At 47.4% G+C, this 20,689-nt stretch carries 19 protein-coding genes; 8 read left to right on the plus strand and 11 right to left on the minus strand.

The genetic code is table 11. The features are described from left to right. Positions 1–29 precede the first annotated feature (29 nt). Positions 30–2,390 carry a preprotein translocase subunit SecA gene (secA, locus tag KNP88_RS05205; protein ID WP_214892626.1) on the plus strand — a complete coding sequence of 787 codons (2,361 nt, stop codon included), beginning with the start codon at positions 30–32 and terminating at the stop codon, positions 2,388–2,390. Further along, the gene (locus KNP88_RS05210) at positions 2,374–3,132 is read left to right on the plus strand and encodes an SLAP domain-containing protein (RefSeq protein ID WP_214892629.1); all 759 of its coding nucleotides are present in this window, start codon (positions 2,374–2,376) and stop codon (positions 3,130–3,132) included. The genes secA and KNP88_RS05210 overlap by 17 nt, the downstream gene beginning before the upstream one ends. A 47-nt stretch (positions 3,133–3,179) precedes the next feature. On the opposite strand, the gene KNP88_RS05215 is transcribed toward KNP88_RS05210, so the two are convergent. Next, positions 3,180–3,512 carry an Asp23/Gls24 family envelope stress response protein gene (locus KNP88_RS05215; protein ID WP_235195173.1) on the minus strand — a complete coding sequence of 111 codons (333 nt, stop codon included), beginning with the start codon at positions 3,510–3,512 and terminating at the stop codon, positions 3,180–3,182. A 51-nt stretch (positions 3,513–3,563) separates the two neighbouring features. Then, positions 3,564–4,631 (minus strand): acyltransferase family protein, encoded by a 1,068-nt coding sequence (locus tag KNP88_RS05220; protein ID WP_214892632.1) that lies wholly within the window; start codon positions 4,629–4,631, stop codon positions 3,564–3,566. 43 nt (positions 4,632–4,674) lie between these two features. Here KNP88_RS05220 and KNP88_RS05225 point away from each other — a divergent pair, with 43 nt between their 5' ends. Together KNP88_RS05225 and KNP88_RS05230 are read left to right on the plus strand one after the other, a co-directional pair. Beyond that, positions 4,675–5,415, plus strand: coding sequence for an SGNH/GDSL hydrolase family protein (locus KNP88_RS05225; RefSeq protein WP_029331492.1), 741 nt, complete (start codon positions 4,675–4,677; stop codon positions 5,413–5,415). Between the two features lie 425 nt (positions 5,416–5,840). After that, positions 5,841–6,308, plus strand: a complete 468-nt coding sequence (locus tag KNP88_RS05230) for a hypothetical protein (protein WP_088837814.1) — start codon at positions 5,841–5,843, stop codon at positions 6,306–6,308. Between the two features lie 52 nt (positions 6,309–6,360). Here KNP88_RS05230 and KNP88_RS05235 read toward each other — a convergent pair whose 3' ends face one another. After that, positions 6,361–6,969 carry an alpha/beta hydrolase gene (locus KNP88_RS05235; protein WP_214892635.1) on the minus strand — a complete coding sequence of 203 codons (609 nt, stop codon included), beginning with the start codon at positions 6,967–6,969 and terminating at the stop codon, positions 6,361–6,363. Between the two features lie 259 nt (positions 6,970–7,228). Between KNP88_RS05235 and KNP88_RS05240 the strand changes: the two genes are divergently transcribed. The 3 genes from KNP88_RS05240 (at position 7,229) to KNP88_RS05250 (ending at position 9,813) form a co-directional block, all read left to right on the plus strand. Continuing rightward, positions 7,229–8,122: an ABC transporter ATP-binding protein gene (locus KNP88_RS05240; RefSeq protein WP_214892638.1), complete on the plus strand. Its 894-nt coding sequence runs from the start codon at positions 7,229–7,231 to the stop codon at positions 8,120–8,122. Then, the gene (locus tag KNP88_RS05245) at positions 8,112–9,314 is read left to right on the plus strand and encodes an ABC transporter permease (protein ID WP_214892641.1); all 1,203 of its coding nucleotides are present in this window, start codon (positions 8,112–8,114) and stop codon (positions 9,312–9,314) included. The genes KNP88_RS05240 and KNP88_RS05245 overlap by 11 nt, the downstream gene beginning before the upstream one ends. Before the next feature lie 64 nt (positions 9,315–9,378). Next, the gene (locus KNP88_RS05250) at positions 9,379–9,813 is read left to right on the plus strand and encodes a hypothetical protein (RefSeq protein ID WP_088837818.1); all 435 of its coding nucleotides are present in this window, start codon (positions 9,379–9,381) and stop codon (positions 9,811–9,813) included. Between the two features lie 57 nt (positions 9,814–9,870). Here KNP88_RS05250 and KNP88_RS05255 read toward each other — a convergent pair whose 3' ends face one another. From KNP88_RS05255 to KNP88_RS05290, 8 genes are all read right to left on the minus strand, one after another. Next, positions 9,871–10,500, minus strand: a complete 630-nt coding sequence (locus KNP88_RS05255) for a helix-turn-helix domain-containing protein (RefSeq protein ID WP_214892644.1) — start codon at positions 10,498–10,500, stop codon at positions 9,871–9,873. Between the two features lie 25 nt (positions 10,501–10,525). Beyond that, positions 10,526–12,403, minus strand: coding sequence for an ABC transporter permease (locus KNP88_RS05260; protein WP_251137129.1), 1,878 nt, complete (start codon positions 12,401–12,403; stop codon positions 10,526–10,528). 19 nt (positions 12,404–12,422) lie between these two features. Next, on the minus strand, positions 12,423–13,187 hold the full coding sequence (locus KNP88_RS05265; RefSeq protein WP_088837820.1) for an ABC transporter ATP-binding protein: 765 nt from the start codon (positions 13,185–13,187) through the stop codon (positions 12,423–12,425). Beyond that, entirely contained in the window at positions 13,180–14,172 is a 993-nt protein-coding gene (locus tag KNP88_RS05270) for a sensor histidine kinase (protein WP_214892647.1), read from the minus strand. Before KNP88_RS05270 ends, KNP88_RS05265 begins: the two co-directional genes overlap by 8 nt. After that, positions 14,169–14,855: a response regulator transcription factor gene (locus KNP88_RS05275; protein ID WP_088837822.1), complete on the minus strand. Its 687-nt coding sequence runs from the start codon at positions 14,853–14,855 to the stop codon at positions 14,169–14,171. The genes KNP88_RS05270 and KNP88_RS05275 overlap by 4 nt, the downstream gene beginning before the upstream one ends. Positions 14,856–14,936: 81 nt before the next feature. Further along, on the minus strand, positions 14,937–16,853 hold the full coding sequence (locus KNP88_RS05280; RefSeq protein ID WP_214892650.1) for an ABC transporter permease: 1,917 nt from the start codon (positions 16,851–16,853) through the stop codon (positions 14,937–14,939). Further along, positions 16,840–17,601 (minus strand): ABC transporter ATP-binding protein, encoded by a 762-nt coding sequence (locus tag KNP88_RS05285; protein ID WP_159173079.1) that lies wholly within the window; start codon positions 17,599–17,601, stop codon positions 16,840–16,842. The genes KNP88_RS05280 and KNP88_RS05285 overlap by 14 nt, the downstream gene beginning before the upstream one ends. Positions 17,602–18,241: 640 nt before the next feature. Next, positions 18,242–18,745 carry a PTS sugar transporter subunit IIA gene (locus tag KNP88_RS05290; RefSeq protein ID WP_088837825.1) on the minus strand — a complete coding sequence of 168 codons (504 nt, stop codon included), beginning with the start codon at positions 18,743–18,745 and terminating at the stop codon, positions 18,242–18,244. Between the two features lie 176 nt (positions 18,746–18,921). On the opposite strand from KNP88_RS05290, the gene KNP88_RS05295 reads away from it, so the two are divergent. Next, the gene (locus KNP88_RS05295; RefSeq protein WP_214892652.1) at positions 18,922–20,628 is read left to right on the plus strand and encodes a M3 family oligoendopeptidase; all 1,707 of its coding nucleotides are present in this window, start codon (positions 18,922–18,924) and stop codon (positions 20,626–20,628) included. Positions 20,629–20,689: the final 61 nt, after the last annotated feature.

The following is a 20,689-nucleotide window of genomic DNA, read 5'->3' on the forward strand; positions in this document are numbered from 1 at the left end:
TAGAATCGGAATTGAAGGAGTGACTCAGTATGTTTCAACGTGTCAAACAACTGCTCGACGAACAGAGCCGCCGGATGCGACGTTATGAAAAAATCGTCCTGTCGATCAATAGTCTGGAAGCGGAAATGCAACAGAAGACCGATGACGAACTCTGCCGCTTAACCGCTTCTTTAAAAGAACGTCTTCAGACGGGTGAGTCGGTCGAAGCGATTACTGCGACTGCATTTGCGCTTGTGCGGGAAGCGAGTAAGCGGACGCTCGGATTCCGCCATTACGATGTCCAGCTGATTGGTGGACTATCGCTACTTGAAGGACATATCGCCGAGATGGCGACCGGGGAAGGAAAAACCCTCGTCGCTTCGCTCGCCAGTTTTACACAGAGTCTGTACGGGCAAGGCGTCCATGTCATCACCGTCAATGAATATTTGGCCCGCCGTGACGCGGAACAAATCGGACAAATTCATCGCTTTTTAGGACTGACGGTCGGCATCAATCATTCCGACTTATCATTTGACGAGAAGCGAGCCGCCTACGCTGCCGATATTACATACGGAGTCGGAACGGAGTTCGGTTTTGATTACCTTCGCGACCATCTCGTCATGCGCAAAGAAGACCGGTTGCAACGCCCTCTCCGCTTTGCTCTGATCGATGAAGTCGATAGCATCTTGATTGATGAAGCTAAAACCCCCCTCATCATGGCGGAACGTGACACCGTTCACGAAGCGCTCCAACAACTCGTCCGTCGTGTCATCGAAGCGTTCCAGCCAGAGGAAGATTATACGTTTGACGATGAAATTAAAGCGGTTGCCTTAACCGACCAAGGCATCGAGACGATTGAGCGAACGTTCGGAGTCGATCAACTCTTTGCGGCAGAACATGCTGTCTTGTTTCATTATGTCATCCAGGCACTTCGCGCGCACGTCGTCTTGACACGCGATATCGACTACATCGTCAAAGATGATAAAATCGCCCTCGTCGACTTATTCACAGGTCGCTTAATGGAAGGGCGCAGTTTATCTGACGGCCTACACCAAGCACTCGAGGCAAAAGAGAATGTTCCCGTGACTGAAGAAAACCGGACGACAGCCCAAATCACGATTCAACATTATTTCCGCCTCTACCATCATGTTTCGGGTATGACGGGAACCGCGTCGACCTCACGCGATGAGTTCCTGAAAACTTACCGGATGGATGTCGTATCTATTCCACCGAATCGCCCGAAAATCCGAATCGATGAACCAGATGTCCTTTTTTCGACGCGTCAGGAAAAATATCAGGCCATCGCACAGGCAACACGACTCGCACATCAAACAGGACAACCCGTATTGATCGGGACGACTTCGATCGAACAATCCCTAAAAGTCGCTCACGTCCTGGAGCGCGAACAGTTGCCTTATGAGATTTTGAATGCAAAGACGGTTGATCAAGAAATCCGAATCATCGAGTCAGCCGGACAAGCTGGCCGGATTACGATTGCGACGAACATGGCCGGTCGTGGAACGGATATCGTCCTCGATGCCTCTGCCAAACAGCAAGGTGGATTGTTGGTCATCGGGACAGAACGCCACGAGTCGGTCCGCATCGATAATCAACTTCGCGGCCGGGCCGGTCGCCAAGGTGATCCAGGATTGACGCGCTTCTATTTATCACTCGAAGACGAGCTTCCCCGCCGCTTCGCAAAAGACCGCCTCACCCGTGTTCAAAAAAAGCTTCCCGATGTCGCAGGTCCTGTCACGTTAAAAGAGGCGCGTCAGTTGATGAGCTATGCGCAGGAGACATGTGAATCCGTCAACCGGAGCGTCCGTGATGAACTCGTCCAGCTAGAAGATGTCATCAGTGAGCAACGCCTCGCGATCTATCGTCTTCGCAATCAAATTGTTGAGTCCGAGTCACTTGAAGGGTTCGTCCAGCCCTTTGCTGCTCGTGTCATTCATGCCTTAGTCGATGAGCATCTCCATGACGCGCTCGTTCCAGAGGAATGGCCACTGGCATTACTGACATCGGAACTTGAACAGCTCGTCCAACAACCGGTCCTGCTCGAGCGCGTCGAATCGCGTGAAGAAATGAAACAACGATTGACTCCATTCATTGCAGAGACCGAGACCACGATGGCAGACCATCTTGCGTCACATGAAGAAACAGCACGTCGCTTCATGCTGCTCGCACTCGATGAACAGTGGACGGGTCACTTAACGGCGATGAATTCATTGAAGGAAGGGATTCATCTTCGCGGTTATGCGCAGGAACAACCTGTTCGTATCTTTGAACAGGAAGGAATGGACTACTTCACTTATGCGATTTCTACTTTTGAAAAACAGATTGTCTCTAGTCTTTGTCGCTTCGAAAGTGTTACGACTGAAGGAGGAATGCTTCATGCAACCGTCGACTGATTCACCGGTTATTCAACCTGCGCTCTATTTCACGGACGATATGCCAATCGTCAAAGAAGATGAGTATGTCTTCCGCTACGTCGCGGCACAACTACCTGGACTCGCTCCTGGTCAAATGGCAATCCACCTCTTCCAACGGTTAGAAAACAAGCCGTTGCGCTTGATTGCCTTGTTCCAAAATACACTTGACCAAGCTTTCCAGCTGAATGATTTAGTCGTTCTTGCACTGTCCGGCGACCAGTTGATTGCCCGGAAAACGCTTAGTATCGAGGAGATACCGGTCCTTTTACCAATGGTAACAATTCCGCTTTGGCTTGAGTTTGCGGAAGAAGATGTGTTTGTCGATCTTGATTCACTTACTGATCCGGTCCAACTTGTCTTTTCGAACGAATTGTTGACCGATGTGCTGATTGATTCGTCCTTCTCGGAGACTGAACGCCAACGGATCCGCCAAATCGCTTTTTCTCACCCGATTCCTCCGACAGACGGTTGGTCGCTCCTTCCGGTATCGATTCTAAAAAAAGAGACTTCCGTTGAAGCGATTGTCTTAGTGCGTAATCCAAGTAATCAGCTTTTGACACTCGATCAGTTGGCATTTGAACTCGTGACTGGAGAAACGACGCTTGCGCAGACCGAGCACCCCGCTGTATCTGTTTTTTCAACGAGCGAATATGCCATTCGCCTCCAGTTTGACTATTCGGCAAAGGCAACTGAAACGTTCGCCCTCCGCTACCTCCCCTAATCAACAAAGAGGCGCCTCGTCCACTGACGAAGCGCCTCGTTCCTTTTTTATCCTTTTAACAATCCGATGACGCGTACGTCGACTGCTTTCGGTGGGAATGCCAACATGTTTTCCATGTCTTGCACAATCCGTTCTTGCACTTTACCCGCTGTCTTGATGATCGACATACCATACTTGATATGAACAGCCAGGCTGACCGTAATCTCGCCTCCGACATCTTCGACCTTAACGAGTTTAACCATTTGTTTTTCTTGAAGTTTCGAATCATCTTGCGTAAATGCGATACCTTCTGTTTCCTTGACGGCAACTCCGGCGATGACCTCGATTACCTGCTGAGAAACGTTTACGACACCATCCGCGTTGTTTAAGTTATATGACATACTTTCCACGCCCTTCATCTATTAATCCATCTACTTTAAAGTGTATAGCATTTAACCTTTTTTTGAAAGGTCTTCCCGCTTCTCGACAATCGGACGGATGTCGATTTCAATCAATGGGCGTAACATCCGAACAACTGCCGGGTGAACGATGATTCCGACGATTAAAATCGCAACGCCAAAAATGATCAACAAGGCGACCCAAGGTTCTGTTACAAATGCACCCGTTACATATTGTCGCCAAGCCATGACGAAGAAGACGTGTAAAAGATAAACGTAGAGACTCAGCTCCCCTGCCCGGGTCACGAGTGGAAGCCTGCGCATCGGCACAAGCATCATGAACCCGAGTGACGCCATGATTGATAAGAAATAGATGACGCTATGCTTCAGTACCCCGACCCAGGCATCGCTATCATATTGTTCGACGTAAGGAAAACGATGTTTAAAGGCATTTGCAAGATCGACGACTTCTTGCGGTGTATCCCGCCAGGCTTGAAACAATAAAAAACCGACGACGGAAGTGAACGCGAGTCCGCCCAGTAAGCGGACGTTCATCCGACGTTTGAAATTTTTCGGCATTTCGAAAATCCGGATGAACTCGTGTTCCGAGAGATAGTTCCCTAATAAGAAATACGGATAGAACATGATTAACTTCCGTAATGCCAGGAATCCTGTATTCTCAAGTTCGAAACCGTATAACAGAGCGAACGCTAAACCGAACCAGACATATCCTCTCAAGTGCACGACATATGGTGTGACGATGTACCAGACGACCATGACGAACAAATACCAAAGCGCCCAGTACGGACGCAACAAGTGCGTCCCGATATTTTGACCGGAAAATAAGGGTAACCCTTCCCCGAAGGTTGCCCACGACCCGATTAAAATTTGCCAGACACAATAGACGGCAAACAATTGAATCACCCGTAAGTACTTGTTTTCACGAAAGAAGTAGCCACTCAAAATGATGAACAACGGCATGTGGAACGAATAAATAATTAAATAGACCGTCTCGAGTACCTTGCCATCATAATCGAACCGAATATCAGTCAGCATATGACCGATGACAACGAAAATGACAAGAAATCCTTTAATATTGTCGAACCATGGATTTCGATTCATGTTACACTACCCCTTATACTCCTCTGAAAGGAACGATTGTTTTATGAAAAAAGCACTATTGATTCTCTCGGTTGTCATAAACATCGTTCTCCTTGCACTACTGTTCGGACGTAAACCACTTGATTTAATCGAAGACGTCTTCCCTGCAATGAGTTCGAAACCGGTTACGACATTCCAATACACAAAAAACTCCAACTATGTCCGATTGAATAGTCTCTTCCATACTTATCAATACCCAAAATCTCCGAATGCTGTCATGTTAGGTGATTCGATGACACATTTTGGTGACTGGCGGATTTTGATGAATGATTCATCGATCGTTAATTTCGGGATTCCCGGTGATACGACGGAAGGATTTTTGACACGACTTGACTTAATTCTTGAGTTAGAACCAAAACAAGTTTTCGTGATGGGTGGTATCAATGACATCCGGCACTTCACACCCGTCTCTAAGATTACAGAGAATATGACGACGATCGTGACGACACTCCGAAAAAATAACATCGACGTCGTCATCCAGTCAACGGTCCCCGTCGCACCGAAATACTCCGACTCCGTCCGGGTCAACCGTGAAGTCGAAGCGTTGAACCGTAATTTGAAGCAGCTCGCAGAATCGGTCGATGCCGACTTCGTCGATTTACGCCCGGTCTTGACGAACGATCAAGGATACCTCCAAAATCGGCTGACGTATGATGGGTTGCACCTCGTCGGTGGCGGTTACTTGCGGTGGAGCGATGCCTTAAAACCGTATGCAGAAAAGATAGACGTCACAGAAAATAAATAAGTTAAATCCGGTCGATCCGAATGATACGTTTGTCATTCGAATCGGCCTTTATTGTATTCCGAAATCTAAAAAGGACGATTCCGACAGCGGAATCGTCCTTTGAGCTTGTAAAGATTCGGTGAGGCTGATGCCTGACCAATCCTTAGTCTTCTTGATTTTTAACGCCCATGTACGCAGCAACGCTTGAAGCTGTGAACACAGCGATTGCGACGATACCAACCGCGATCCAAACGACTTGATCCACCATCTGTTTTCCTCCTTTAATGTAACCGCTCACTTTCTTTTTTTAGCGTACACGAAAATCGTCAAGAAAGAAACACATTTTCCATGTCTAATGACTGGACGTTTAGGGAAAAAGTAACTATAGTAAAAGGACAACTATAAATTGTCAGAAAATTCGATTATTTCACAAGGAGGTGATTCTGATGGCCACTCCACTCTTGAAACCGAAACTCATGATGCAACGACGAAGTACACTCAACTTTGGTTATTGGCTCGTCATCGGGCTCATTGGTTGGATGATGCTCAGCTTAGTCACAGGACTTCGTGATGTCCTGACAAGTCTTCCTTTGTATGAAACAATTCCACTGACATTTCTGATCGTCTTTGTTACTGGCGTTACTTTAAAAATGCTTCGCGATGAATGGTGGATTCGTTATCTCAATCGGCAAAAGCAATTCTATATCGGTCAAGAAACCGTCCTGACGTGGTGTTCGATCATCGACAGCATGTGGCTCGTCCGCAAACCGATGCGTCGCGAACTCCGGCACCTGTACAAACACATCACGCAGACGAAAATTTCTGAAGAGGCAAAAGAGACACTTGCGATGCAACTCGTTGAGCGAGGAATCTTGATTGTTTATTCTCGTCCGAAAAGTGACCATCCTGCTTAAGAAAAAAGCATTGAGAACTCAGGATTCTGCCCCTTGAGTTCTCGATGCTTTTTCATTGTGTCAATTGATTGTTTAACCAGGATGCCGCGCTTTCAATCGTCGGCATGACGAGCTGATGTCCATGATTCGACCATGTCACGTCGACATGTGCTCCCGCACCTTCGAACAGCTCTTTCAGTTCTTCCGTCTCACTCGCGGCACAAATCGGATCGTTCATACCTGCGCCGATAAAGACGTTGACCCCCATACTATCCGGTAATTTGACGCCACGACGCGGCACCATCGGATGGAGTAAGATTGCTTGTGCAAACAAGGCTTCTTCGAACATCATGTTCGCTGCGATATTTGCCCCATTCGAGTAACCGACGGGAATTAATTCCTGAACGGAAAATTGATACGTCTCACTTTTTTCCTTGATGAATGCCATCAATTCTTTTGTCCGTAAGGCTAAGTCGGCTTCGTCAAAGACGCCTTCTGCCAAGCGTTTAAAGAAACGCGGCATCCCATTTTCCGTGACTGCTCCACGAACGGAGAGATAGCCGGCATCTGGATGAAGTAATTGGACGAGTCCGATTAAATCTTGCTCCGATCCACCCGTGCCATGGAGAAGCAAGAAAATCGGTGCGCCTTGTTTTTTAGGTTGTTCAAAAAGATGTATCATACGAGTCTCCCCTTCTTGACTGTGATTGGTGCGGCATGTTGCGTTCGTTGCGATTTTACGAAGAATTCGCCCCGATCATGGAAATAAAGCTGTTCCTCACTTTTTGTTCATTCCCTTTAACACGATAATAGTAACTAAATTACTAAAAGTAAACAAAAATGCTCAATTGTATACCTTTTAAAATGGAACCTTTAACCAGTTTTAACGTAAGGGTACAATGTAAAGAGAAGTGACTACTTAGTCTGCCAAGGAGGTTCACATGCTAGAACTACAGAACATCACAAAACAGTTCGGCGAGTTTACAGCCGTCGATGATCTATCGTTTCAAGTTCCGGAAGGACAGATTTTCGGATTACTTGGCGCGAATGGTGCCGGAAAGACGACGACGTTCCGGATGCTACTCGGTATCCTGAAACCGACGACCGGATCAATCACATGGAAAGGGAAAGCCATCCCCCTCTCGCAAATCGGCTATTTACCAGAAGAACGCGGTCTTTATCCAAAGATTCGGGTGGACGAGCAATTAATCTTTTTAGCCGAGCTTCGTGGGATGCGGCGTAAAGAGGCTAAAGCGTCTCTGTTGGCATGGTTGGATTACTTTCAAATTCCTCAGTATGAAAAGATGCGTGTCGAACAGCTGTCTAAAGGGAATCAGCAAAAAATCCAATTGATTTCTGCGGTCCTGCACAAGCCGGATCTGTTGATTCTCGATGAACCGTTCAGCGGACTTGACCCTGTCAACGTCGAACAACTTAAAAAAGCGGTCCGGAAACTGACGACGGACGGGACGACGATTGTCTTCTCAAGTCACCGGATGGATCATGTCGAAGAATTATGCGAACATGTCGCGATTTTAGATCACGGAAAACCCGTTGTCGCCGGTTACTTACCAGACATCAAGGCAGGTTACGGAAAAACGCGTGTTTTGTTAGCAACTGATGCCCCACCATTGTTATGGGATGCACTGCCTGGTATTTTACAGGTCGAGACGGAAGGCACCGGCTACACGCTCCAAGTCGAATCGAAAGAAGCCGCCGACGGATTACTTCGCCATTTAATTACAGAAGGTTTCCACGTCGAACGTTTCGTCTGGGATCAACTCTCCCTACAGGACATCTTCATCGAGGAGGTCGGAAAACGTTATGAACCGTAAATTTATGACCCTGTATCGCTTTAGTCTATTACAAAAATTGCGGTCGAAAAGTTTTCTCATCTCGACTGTGTTACTTGTCGTCTTTTTAGTCGGTCTGACGAACATCGAACGGATCATTGATTGGTTTTCAGGAGATGACCCTAAAATCGCCGTTGTCAGTTCACTTGATGCAGACATCATTCCTGTTCTAAAGGAAAGTGGCATTAAAACCGACGTCGATAAAAAAGACTTCACCTTAAAAGAAGCACGTGACGTCGTAAAAAAAGGGACGTATGATGCCGTCGCACTGATGACCGATGATCCTTACGCCGTCACATTGATTAGTGAAAGCCCGGAACAGCAACTTCAGATGCAACTGTCAGCCGCTCTGAAACAAGTGCGTGATCAGCGTATCATTGCCGAAGCGGAAATCGATCCTACACTTCTCGCCTCGATCGCCGAGCCTGTCGCGATGAAGCAGGAACTGACGTCAACCGGCGGAAAAAGCGAAGAGGAACTGTTCGCTGCTTCTTCCCTCGTCTATATTTTACTCTTTTTGATGTACTTTACGATTGCGATTTACGGAGGGATGATCGTCTCAGAAATTGCGAATGAAAAATCATCACGGGTCATGGAACTCTTGATTTCTGCCGTCAGTCCTATCCAACACATGCTTGCTAAAATTCTGTCGATTGCAACGGTCAGTATGATTCAACTTTCACTCCTCATCTTCGTCGGTTACTACAGTGGGAAGCAGAGTAGTCTGTTTGATCGTTTAGCACTTGATTCACTTGGCATCCGAACAATCAGTTACTTATTCTTGTTCTTCTTACTCGGGTATTTCCTCTATGCGACGTTACTTGCAGCATTAGGGTCACTCGTCAGTCGGGTCGAAGATGCGCAGCAAGTGACGTTGCCGGTCATCATGTTGATCGTCATCGCCTTCACGATTTCGATGTTCAGTCTGAATGCTCCGACGAATCAAGCGGTCGTCGTCTTATCATTCATTCCGTTCTTCACCCCGATGTTGATGTTCTTACGGGTCATGCTGACAGACGTCCCGATGTGGCAAGTCGTCTTGTCGGTCGGCTTGATGGGTGCGAGTATCGCCCTTGCCCTGTTCGTCGGAACGAAATTTTATCGAGGCGGTGTTCTGTTCTATGGATCGAACCCGCTCAAGCAACTGCGACGTATTTTAAGTGGTCGTCAGTAGTGGTTTACAAGATGAGGCGTTTCCGCTATCGTTAAGTGAGAAAAACTTTAGGAGGAACTACGTTATGCGGTCTCGTTTTTGGGCAGCTATTTTATTCACCGCTGCCGCCATCGTCTCGTCCCTTGTCATGTTTACGAAATTTCCACAAGCGAGCGAGACGTGGAAGCTCGTCCTTGCCTATGGTGGCATGACGTTTGTCGTCAGTCTATTTTTCTGGTCGTTCGTCGCTATCCGCATTCAATCATCTCGCCTCTTCGGAAGTTGGATGGGAATCTTCATCGCCGGCACGACGGTGTTACTCGTTTGTATCGCTCGGTTTGTGATCCGTGGAGATTTCATGATGGTCTTCAAATGGCAAGCTATGCTTGGTAGCTTGACGCTCAACTTTGGATACGTCGGATGGGTTCTCGTCATCGCGAACGCAATCATCGGCTTCATCATCGGGCGGACACGTCAAAAAAGCCGAGTCTCTCATCACCAAGTTCCACGACGATCATAAAACAAATGCCGCCTCTTCTTCAGGAAGGGGCGGCATTTTTAATGAAAAGACTTCGCATCACTTTCGATGATAGCGCATTCGTTCATTCTGATTACTATACTGGGTGTAACACGTCGTTCGCTCGGTCGTTTCTCCCTCAGTCAAACGATCTAAATACTCGTCGAGTTGAATCATCGAGGGGAGTTTATCCTCGAACATCTCAAACGTTCCCCGCGCTTCTTCCCGACGAAGCTCTCCGGCCTCCATGACCGACTCGACCAGCTCGTGAAAGATACGCTGTTCCGTCGTACTCATCGTCTGTTCAATTCGCTTCACGTCATCATCATACATCAAGTCAAACATCCGCATCCGTTCTTCGAGTTGTTCTTCGATGACGGACTCATCCTGACCCAGTGTCTGCTCGTACGCTAAACGCATTTCCTCGAGCGGTGTGCTGTCCTGCATGACGAACTTCAACGATTCCCCTGTCCAAATATGCCGCGCCAAATAGCTCGAATCGATTTGTAAAACTTCTGCTAATGACTCGATGTAGGCTTTCGTCGGGTAGACCTCACTTAATTCTGTTCGTCGAATGAAATAAGGTGCGACACCCAGGTTATCTGCTAACTGATCAATCGAGATTCCGGCGCGTTCCCGCAAAATCCGAATCCGGTCCCCGTACCCTCGATATGGTGAATGATCCAGCATATTCTCCCTCCTCGCTATGCTCTTATCATACCCTTGAATCCGGTATCGGATACATCGAACTTTCGCATGATTTTTGAAGCAGGTGTCGTGGGTACCGAACCCAGAGCGGGAAGATGCTTCCGATATAACAAAACGTGACGATTCCAATCCATATCAAGGAAACACCGAACAGGGGACCCATTTTAAGACCCGCCTCGGAAATGATGGCTTGGAACAACAACCAGGCATGAAATACGGAAATCAAGTATGGAATCATTAAGACCGCTCCATATTTCACAAGTAAAAACGTTCGGACACTCCGACGATCGAAACCGAGGGCAAACAGCGTCTTCAATCGTTTTTGTTCTTGTTCGGCCGTCATCTGCATCCAGACGTGGAGGAAACTCGCGTTGATGACGAAGAGCCAGACCGTCAGTAAAATGACGACGAATGAGACGAGACGGACAATCCGAATCCCATCGAGTTCATCTTCTGTTTCATTGATTAATTGATACGGCGCCGCCGCTTCGTTAGTCATCTTCGATTTCGACTGAATTTCCCGGACGATTGACATCCAGTCATCCCAAGCCCCTGTCCCGTAATCCCGATAGGCTGGCGTTTCAAAGACACGAATCCGGGCGAGGGGCTGTGCCAGTTCGTTGAAGCGCTGATCACTGATGACAAACAGCGTTTCGATGCGATAGTTATAACCGAACAAGAGGCGGTGTTTAGCCGGGGTTACTAATCTGTATCCAGCTTGTTCCATCGCCTGTCGCGCTTTTTCCATCGTCGGTGTCTGTTCTTTTAACTGAACGGGACGGGCTGGAATTTGAAGCGCCTCACGGTCGTTCAGCTCGCGTCGTTTCTGTCCCAGCTCGTTTAATAATTGATTGTAGTCGGATAAAGGCAACACGTAACGTGTCCCCTTTTTTTTCAGACGAACTTCCTGCTGATATTTTTCCGGGAATGTCGCTTCCATCGTCTCTTCAATCTTTTGCAAGCGTTCGGACTGCTCTTTCGACTCTTCATAATAGACGAGTCCAAAATGATTTTGCGAAGATAAGTCTAACCCGACTACTTGAAAGATGAAGACGAGCCCGACTGCCGTTAGTCCACATGACGTCAAAATCGTCCCAAGGGCAACGAGGGTGCTATTCGTCCGGAGCTGTGTCGCAATTTCAGAAAGGATGAGTTTACGTAACGACAACGTCCGGGGACGATACAGTTTCATCAACGTCGGTAACACATAACGGCAAATGAAAAAGGAACCGATAAAAATGACGAATGGAAACAACAAAACAAATCCGGTTTGTTGGACAAATGCTAATACATACCCGTAGAACAGCAGAAGAATCGCCAGGACGCGCAGCGACATACGAAAGCGGCGTCTCCATGTTGAACGTGTCCGAATAGGGCGATCCGGACGGAATCGATAGATGGCGAGTACTGTCGCCGTTAAGAGAACAAGGAGTGCCCCGGCGATGAGTACTAAAAACGACAGTGCAGAGATTTCAATATCGAGTCGTGGTAAAAACATCACTTTTTCGATTGCCAGCAACATCAGTTTCGTCAAGACGACTCCAAGCAACAGCCCCGCCGAAATCGCTAATCCGCCGACAAGGAGAACCTCAATGAGGAAGTACTTTAAAAAGTGCGAAAATCCGCTCCCGAGCGTCCGCATGACGCGTAAATCATTTTTACGGTGTTCAAGCATCGTATACGTCGTCGCATAGATGAACAGGATACTGAAAAACAAAATAATCAGTTCCGCGATAAAAACAAAAATCATCGTCAGTTCGATGACTTGATTCAATTGACTTAAGACTTTTGCGATATTTTGGAACGATGCACTCGTCACCAGGTTCCAGTAGCTCGTCGAAATCGTCATCGCAATGATAATCGTCAATGCGTATCCGTAATACAAGCGTTGATAACGCTTAATGTTACGTAGGGCGTATTGTAGATAATTGATGTTCGTCCCCTCCTAATAACGACAGCGACTCGATGACGCGTTGAAAGAAGACACGACGGGGTTCGTCCCGAAACAACTCGGTTTGAATGTTACCATCCTTTAAAAACAGGACGTGGTTACAATACGAGGCGACCGTCGGGTCATGGGTGACGATGACCATCGTCATCCCGGCTGCATTTAACTCAGCAAGTAATTCCATTACATGTTTCGTCGCTTGGAAATCGAGCGCACCGGTCGGCTCGTCAGCCAACATCAAACGCGGGGCATGGATTAAAGCACGCCCAATCGCAGCGCGTTGGCGCTGTCCACCGGATACTTCATCCACCTGTTTGTCGAGTAGCTCATCGATTTGGAGCCGTTTTGCGAGGTGGAGCATCTCCTCTCGCGCGAGCTTCGTCTTTTTTCCAGACAGCATCAACGGAACGAGCATGTTTTCACCAAGCGTCAACGAATCGAGTAGATTGAACTCTTGAAAAATGATTCCGAGTGTCTCACGCCGAAAGCGCGTCGTTTCTTTTCGTTTGAAGGTCGATGTATCAATGCCCTCCATCAAAATCGAACCCCAGCTCGGTTGATCGAGCGTCGCCAGTAAGTTGATCAGTGTCGACTTACCACTTCCGGACGGTCCCATCACCGCGACCATCTCGCCTTCCTCGACACGGAAATTCAAATCCGTCAGCGGTTGTTCCGTTACTTTTCCTGCATATACTTTCCCAAGCTGTTTGACTTCAATCATCCGTTCGTCCTCCTACAAGCTTCAATCGACACGTCGTCCCTTGGCCTTCCAGACTGTCCAGTTCAATTTCATGCCCGAGTTTCGTACAGACCTGCCAGACGAAATAAAGTCCCATTCCGGTCGACTCTCCGTAACGCCGTCCATTTTCACCCGTGAAGAAGGCGTTGAAGACACGCGGCAAGTCACGCTTCGGAATGCCGACTCCATCATCAATCAATGTCAGCACGACTTGTCCGTCGCGTTCCATCGCCCGAATCAGGACTTCTTTACCATGTCCCGTCGTGTATTTGACGGCGTTCGTCAACAGTTGAAGTAACAAAAAGCGGAACCATTTAGCATCTGTATACACGTATAAGGACGGTTCGATTTCAAGCTTCGGATAGACTTTATTTTTGACAAACAGTCGTTTTTCTTGATTGATGATGTCCATGACGAGGACACGGAGATTGAGTTGCTCCGCCTTCAAATCCGTCTCGATTGCTTCGAGGCGTGACGAATACAACATTTGATCAAGACCTGTCCGTAGTCGTTCGACTTCGTGCCGCAGATCTGTCCGGTAATCTTCACCCGGATGTTCAAGAATCAGTTCGATGACCGAGAGCGGCGTCTTCATTTGATGAATCCATTGATCGACGTACCGGTGCCGTTCTTTTTCTTTCCGCCGTTCGGCAAACAAACTGTTTCGAAAAATCGTTTGTTGCCGTTCTAAAAATTGTTCGACTGCTGCAGCGATCGGTTCCTCACTGCCGGGGCGAATCGGTTCTGCAACCGAGGTAATCGGATTTTGTAATCGTTTAAGCAGTGGCAACATACTAAAAAAGCGATAGCTTAAATAAATGATGAGCGCGATTGTATCAAGTAAGATGATATAGAAAAACGCTGCGGGTTGATAAAGATCGTATAACCATAAGACGAGAAATAAGCCGACCAGTTGAACGATGAAAAACAGCAGTCCTGGAATCGTATAACGAAAAAACAGTTTCATTTTTCAAGCACCAGGCGATACCCGACTCCCCGGACCGTCTCAAGCCCTGACACGCCGATTTCTGTCAAACGTTTACGAACACGCGTAATATTGACGTTCAATGTATTTTCATCGACGAAGGCTTCATCATCCCAAATTCGTTCGAGCAGGTCTCCCCGGCTGACAATCCGCGGGCTAGCCGTCAGTAACATTTCTAAAATCAAACCCTCTTTTTTCGATAGTTCGATCGATTGATCACCATGTTCGACGATATACCGATCTAAATACAACGTGATGCCCGCCTTCGCGACGGTCCGTTCATCATTCTCACTTGATAACGTCCCGTACGCCCGCCGAATCTGACTTTTGATTTTCGCGATAACAACGGCTCCTTGGAACGGTTTGACGATGTAGTCATCCGCCCCATATTCAAGTGCCATGACTTGATCCATTTCTCCGACTCGCGCCGAAATGAACAAAATCGGGGCACGGGTTTTTAAGCGAAGCTGCCGGCACCAATAAAAGCCGTCGAACTTCGGAAGGTTCACATCAAGCAGGATGACATCCGGCTTCGTCTCTTCAAAACGTGCCGCGACATCACCAAATCCATCTTCGTGAATGACACGGAAATCATACCGTTCGAGCAACTCTTGAAGTAACTCCGCGATTTTTTGATCATCTTCCACTAATAAAATTGTTTCCATCGAATGATTCATCTCCTTCGTTATCTATCATACCGAACAAAAAAAGGACTGGAAACGATTATTCGTTTCCAGTCACCGTCGTCACATCACAATCCGCCGGTACGCTCGGACAGTCATGAAGTAATACACAAGGTAGACGACCGTATAACAGCCAATCGCAAGGACTGTCGGCATGACGATGTTGTAGTTGAGTAGTTTTTGGAGGACTTGCATCGCAAAGATGCTGTGAATGAGTCCAAGGAGGTACGGTAGGGAGAAGACAAATCCGACGAGGCGACGAATGATACTCACCTGTTCGCCTTGCGCCACCCCAACCTTTTGAATGATCGCAAAACGGTGCTTTGATTCTTCTGCTTCCGCAAGCATCTTGAAGTAGATGATTGAACCTGTCGCGAGCAGGAAGACGAGTCCGAGGAACCCGGCAGCAAATGCGAGCAGCCCTGTCGTCGCCGTCGTTATCGCGTAGACCGGATAATAGGCCGCCATGTCCGTTTCCGCCTGCTTTCCGTAAAGTGCCTCGAGTTTCTTCATCAACCCGTCATCCGTCCGTTCATCTGAAAATTGATAATTCGTCAGCATCCATGCACGCTCCGGCATCATCGCAAAGGCATCGTCCGAAACGACGAACGCCAATCGTTGTTTCTCATAGAGTTGAGCGATTGGTAAATCCGTTTCACCCGTGATGCGAAAGGACGAATGGATGTCGTTTATCTTGATTCCAACGGGTGACTTGACTCGTTCCTGCAACAAGTCGTTTCCTTTGAATGTCTCGAGGACAATCGCCTCACCTTGTTGCGGCTCAGGTAAAACACGTTTTCCGTTCGCCTTCGCTAGTCTGCGGTAGTCTGAATAATTGATGTAGCTGAATTGTCCTTTTGAACCGTCCATCGCATATGTCCGGTAGTACTTCGTCAAATATAACGGATTTGGTAACTCTTCCATCTGATGGTCGACATTTTTGACGTTGACCATCGTCCGCTGTTCGATGGTTTGATTCGATTCCTTAATCAATTGCTCTGCCTCCGGTCGTTTACTCGCAACCGATAAACTGTATGGCATTTGTTGCTCGACCGTTCGATCGATGAAATAGTAAATCGATGTCGCTGTTCCGACCGTCGTCAGTGTGACTGCCGTGATGACAGTAATCGTTGATAACATGACAGCATTCGACTTGACGCGTGACAGCAATTGACCATGTAAAATCAAATTCGTTCCTTCGAAGTGACGTGCCTGCTTACTGAGAACACGCAACAAGAAAATCGTAAAGTAACTCATCGTCCCGAATGTTCCGACGATGATACAAACTATCAAGAGTGGCGCGACTACAGTAAAGTGATCGAGCAGCGGCTGCCCCGTCAGGTAATAACCGAATCCAATCAATAGAAGAGAAAGGACTGCGAGAATCGGATGGACTTTCGGAATCACTTCGACTTGTTGGTTTGCTTTGAATAGTTCAATCAAGGTGAAGCGATAAATTGTTCGTGCCGATCGCAGAGCAATCAATAAAAAAATGACCAAAAACACGGCAATCGTCTGACCCATTGCAGCGAGGCTGATCGTAAACGTCGCTTCGATATCGATTGCCATGACATGCGCAAGCAGTTGAACAAAGTATTTTGAAGCAACCGTCCCTAGAGCGGTCCCGATGATCAATCCGACCATTCCATATCCCATCGTTTCAATAAAGATCAGTTGAGCGATTTGTTTTCGCTCGAGTCCAAGTAACGCATATAAACCAAGTTCTTGTTTACGACGTCGTAAGAAAAAGTCACTCGAATACCAAATGAAAATCGTCGAGAACACGGCCAAGATGATACTCGATCCCGTAAAGACCGTCCCGAGCTTACCGTACATCTCATTTGCGTTCAGCATCGCTTCGTTCGAACGAATCGCTAAAAACGTGTAATAAATCAAAATTGCGAATGTGACGGCACCTAGATACATCATATTGTGCCGGATGTTCTTTAAATTACGAAAAGCTAATTTAGACAAACTCACGTGCTGCACCCCCGAGTTCGCGTTGGACTTCCATGATTTGTTCGAAAAACTCCTTTTGCGTCCCAAACCGATGGATTTCTCGGAACAGCTCTCCATCTTTGACAAAGACAATGCGTTCCGCGTATGACGCCGTGACAGGATCATGGGTCACCATCAAAATCGTTGCCCCTTGTTCATTCAGCGTCTCGAGGGCTTCGAGTAACCCTGTCGCTGACTTTGAATCGAGTGCTCCCGTTGGCTCATCGGCTAAGAGGAGTGATGGTTGGTGGATGATTGCACGTGCTGCTGCGACGCGTTGTTTTTGACCACCTGAAAGTTCGACCGGACGTTTCTTCAACAAATCTTCGACTCCAAGTTGCCGCGCCACTTGTTCAACACGCAACACAATCATCGCTTTCTCGACACGTGCCAGCGCAAGCGGAAGGGCAATGTTTTCTTCGACCGTCATCGTGTCGAGTAAGTTAAAGTCTTGGAAGATGAAACCCAGTCGTTCCCGACGAAACCGTGCCAATTGTTTTTCAGTCATGCTCGTGACATCTTCACCATTAATCGAAATCATACCTTCACTCGGTTGATCAATCGTCGATAAAAGATTCAACAGTGTTGATTTACCAGCTCCTGAAGGACCCATGATGCTGACGAACTCCGCTTCATGTACCGTCAATGATGTCGGTTTTAGTGCTTCATGCCGCGCCATTTTGGTTTGGTATACCTTCGTGATGTTCTCTGCATGTAAGATTGTTTTCATATTCTATTCCTCCTGAAGTCGATTCGTTACCTTCAGTCTACCGAGCAGTCGTACTTCAAGGGATGGAGTTGACTTTCAATTCACTTACAAAACAGTAAGGTTTGGTCGGAGTATGAAACAGGGAGAAGCTTTTTCGGCATATTAAAAACTCCCTCATCTCGTAAGATAAGAGAGTTTCAGACTGTAGACAAAGTGCTATCGGAGATCAAGCGTCTTTTTTCGTTGCTTTCCTCGGGCGAGGCGCAAGCCGTTGCTCCTTGGTCCTTACGGACAACGAGCAGGGTCTTGCCTGCCTCTGAAAGTGCGTTAAAAACGCACTTTTTCCCGTAGGAGTCAACGAAACATGACGCTTTTTAGGTAATACCGTGACGGAAATCCGGGCATACAGAAGGTTTAGAGCGCAATCCGTCTCGAATCGCTTTAGAACCGCGAAAAGCAGTCGGTCGCGACCCTGCAACTTTGCTGTAGCGGCGCGACCGATTGCCGCTTTGAAGACGAGGTGAGACAGGGAAGCGCGAACGGATTGCCTCTCGTTATCGCATGTTCACGCTTCATAAGCGTTTATCTACACGCTGAAACTCCCTCATCTCGTAAGATGAGGGAGTTTCAGGAGAAGCGCAAAATTTCGCGCGTAATCAGATTATTTATGTGTTGCCTTGAACAATTCTGTTTCGCCTGCCACTACTGAAGTACCTTCAGCAGGAACAGCAGAAAGTGTGAATTGGTCGTGGTTCGTGACGATGATTGGTGTAACCGTCGATGGTGCGTTCGCACGGATGTAATCTAAATCGAACTCAACGAGGACATCGCCCGCTTTGACTTTATCACCAGATTGAACATGTGCTGTGAAACCTTCACCTTTAAGATTAACTGTATCTAAACCAACGTGAATTAATAGTTCGAGACCATCTTCACCTTTAAGACCGATTGCATGTTTTGTTGGGAAAATCGTTTCGACTGTTGCGTTAATCGGTGCGACCACTTTACCTTCAGTCGGTTCGATTGCGACTCCGTCTCCCATCATTTTTTGTGAGAAGACTTGATCGGGTACGTTCTCGATGCTGACGATTTTACCTGTAAGTGCAGAAGTGATTTTTGCGTTTCCTGCTTCGTTGCCACCAAACAATTTTTTAAAGAATCCCATGATACTATCCCTCTACTTTCTTGATCGTTTTTCTTCATTGAAGAAGATTCGATTTTTTTATAGGAGCGTGTTTATGAACGACTCGCTCACGTTCTCACAAAAAGCATACGTTTGTCCCTCTAGTTTTGCAAGTATTTTTGTGTGATAATAGTTAGAAATCAAAAGGAGGCGCTTACATGTTACCATTTTCAGAACTTACATATGTCCGTCCTGATCTGAATGTTTTAGAAACCACCATGCAAAACGCAATTTCTCGTTTAAAAGAAGCCACACAAGTCGAACAGGCAAACGCAGCCATCACTGAGATTAATACCCTTAGAAACCAATTCGAAACAGCGAGCCAAATCGTCGAGATTCGTCATACGATTGATACGCGCGACGCATTTTACGAAACGGAACAAGGTTTTTTTGATGAAGCAGGCCCCGTCTATCAGGGCTACGTCTCGAGTTACTATCATGTGTTGACGGCGCATGCGCTCCGTGAACAGCTCGAAACGACTTGGGGAAAACAACTCTTCCTCTTAGCAGAAGCCAGCTTAAAAACTTTTTCAGAAGCAATCATTCCGAAGCTTCAAGAAGAAAATCGTCTCTCAAGCGAATATACGAAGTTGATGTCTTCAGCAGAAATCGAATTTGATGGCAAAACGTTGAACTTGTCTCAGTTCGGTCCTTACTTGCAGTCACCTGACCGCGCGGTTCGTAAAGCGGCTTCAGAAGCACGTTACGGTTATTTAAAAGAACACGGCGAAGCAATCGATACGATTTACGACAAACTCGTCCATGTCCGGACTGAAATCGCAACGACACTCGGCTTCCCATCATTTGTCGAACTCGGTTATGCCCGGATGCTTCGCGTCGACTATAACCAATCGATGGTCGAAGATTACCGCCAGCAAATCCTTGACACAATCGTCCCAATCGCGACGTCACTGAAAGAACGTCAACAACGCCGGATTGGTGTCGATTCACTCTACTACTATGATGAAGGATTCGCTTTCAAATCAGGAAACGCGACACCGCAAGGCGAGGAAGCTTTCATCATCGAAGGCGGAAAGAAAATGTACCGCGAGATGTCGCCTGAGACAAATGAATTCTTCGATTACATGATCGAGCGTGGTGCCCTTGATTTGACGGCGAAGCCAGGTAAAGCAGGCGGTGGGTATTGTACCTACATCGCTGACGAAAAACTGCCGTTCATCTTCTCGAACTTCAACGGGACGTCGGAAGATATCGACGTCTTGACGCATGAAGTCGGTCATGCTTTCCAAGTTTATGAGAGCCGTCACTTCACGACACCGGAGTACGGATTCCCGACATATGAGGCATGCGAAATCCATTCGATGTCGATGGAATACTTCGCGTACCCATGGATGGAAGAATTCTTCGGTGAAGAAACATCGAAGTATAAATTCAGTCACTTGGCTGGCGGTGTTACCTTCTTACCATATGGAGTCGCAGTCGACGAGTTCCAACACGTCATCTACAGCAAACCGGAGCTCACACCGGCTGAACGTCGTCAAGCGTGGCGGACGATTGAAAAGAAATACCTCCCGCATCGCAACTACGAGGAGAATGACTACCTCGATTCAGGTGCTTGGTGGCATCAGCAAGGCCATGTCTTCGGCAGCCCGTTCTATTACATTGATTACACACTCGCTCAAGTCTGCGCCTTCCAGTTCTATGCGTGGATGGAGAAGGACCGCGAAGCCGCTTGGAAATCGTACCTCGCGCTCTGTAAAGCAGGTGGATCAGAAAGCTTCCTTGCACTTGTCGAACGCGCCGGCTTGAAGTCACCTTTCGCTGACGGAACAGTTGACGAAGCGGTCGCACCAATCAAAGCCTATCTCGAACAAGCAGACGACTTAGCACTCGATCGTGTCTAACTAAAACATGCCTGACAGCAACAGGAATCACTCGTTCGCAAGCGTGCTGTCCTCAAGCAAA

Origin of the sequence: Exiguobacterium sp. H66, assembly GCF_018618705.1 — a bacterium.
Lineage (GTDB): Bacteria > Bacillota > Bacilli > Exiguobacteriales > Exiguobacteriaceae > Exiguobacterium_A > Exiguobacterium_A oxidotolerans.

Excerpts from the sequence above, each read along its gene's own strand:
- secA (WP_214892626.1), top strand. The coding sequence starts at position 30 with ATGTTTCAACGTGTCAAACAACTGCTCGACGAACAGAGCCGCCGGATG.
- KNP88_RS05210 (WP_214892629.1), top strand. The coding sequence starts at position 2,374 with ATGCAACCGTCGACTGATTCACCGGTTATTCAACCTGCGCTCTATTTC.
- KNP88_RS05215 (WP_235195173.1), bottom strand. The coding sequence starts at position 3,512 with ATGTCATATAACTTAAACAACGCGGATGGTGTCGTAAACGTTTCTCAG.
- KNP88_RS05220 (WP_214892632.1), bottom strand. The coding sequence starts at position 4,631 with ATGAATCGAAATCCATGGTTCGACAATATTAAAGGATTTCTTGTCATT.
- KNP88_RS05225 (WP_029331492.1), top strand. The coding sequence starts at position 4,675 with ATGAAAAAAGCACTATTGATTCTCTCGGTTGTCATAAACATCGTTCTC.
- KNP88_RS05230 (WP_088837814.1), top strand. The coding sequence starts at position 5,841 with ATGGCCACTCCACTCTTGAAACCGAAACTCATGATGCAACGACGAAGT.
- KNP88_RS05235 (WP_214892635.1), bottom strand. The coding sequence starts at position 6,969 with ATGATACATCTTTTTGAACAACCTAAAAAACAAGGCGCACCGATTTTC.
- KNP88_RS05240 (WP_214892638.1), top strand. The coding sequence starts at position 7,229 with ATGCTAGAACTACAGAACATCACAAAACAGTTCGGCGAGTTTACAGCC.
- KNP88_RS05245 (WP_214892641.1), top strand. The coding sequence starts at position 8,112 with ATGAACCGTAAATTTATGACCCTGTATCGCTTTAGTCTATTACAAAAA.
- KNP88_RS05250 (WP_088837818.1), top strand. The coding sequence starts at position 9,379 with ATGCGGTCTCGTTTTTGGGCAGCTATTTTATTCACCGCTGCCGCCATC.
- KNP88_RS05255 (WP_214892644.1), bottom strand. The coding sequence starts at position 10,500 with ATGCTGGATCATTCACCATATCGAGGGTACGGGGACCGGATTCGGATT.
- KNP88_RS05265 (WP_088837820.1), bottom strand. The coding sequence starts at position 13,187 with ATGATTGAAGTCAAACAGCTTGGGAAAGTATATGCAGGAAAAGTAACG.
- KNP88_RS05270 (WP_214892647.1), bottom strand. The coding sequence starts at position 14,172 with ATGAAACTGTTTTTTCGTTATACGATTCCAGGACTGCTGTTTTTCATC.
- KNP88_RS05275 (WP_088837822.1), bottom strand. The coding sequence starts at position 14,855 with ATGGAAACAATTTTATTAGTGGAAGATGATCAAAAAATCGCGGAGTTA.
- KNP88_RS05285 (WP_159173079.1), bottom strand. The coding sequence starts at position 17,601 with ATGAAAACAATCTTACATGCAGAGAACATCACGAAGGTATACCAAACC.
- KNP88_RS05290 (WP_088837825.1), bottom strand. The coding sequence starts at position 18,745 with ATGGGATTCTTTAAAAAATTGTTTGGTGGCAACGAAGCAGGAAACGCA.
- KNP88_RS05295 (WP_214892652.1), top strand. The coding sequence starts at position 18,922 with ATGTTACCATTTTCAGAACTTACATATGTCCGTCCTGATCTGAATGTT.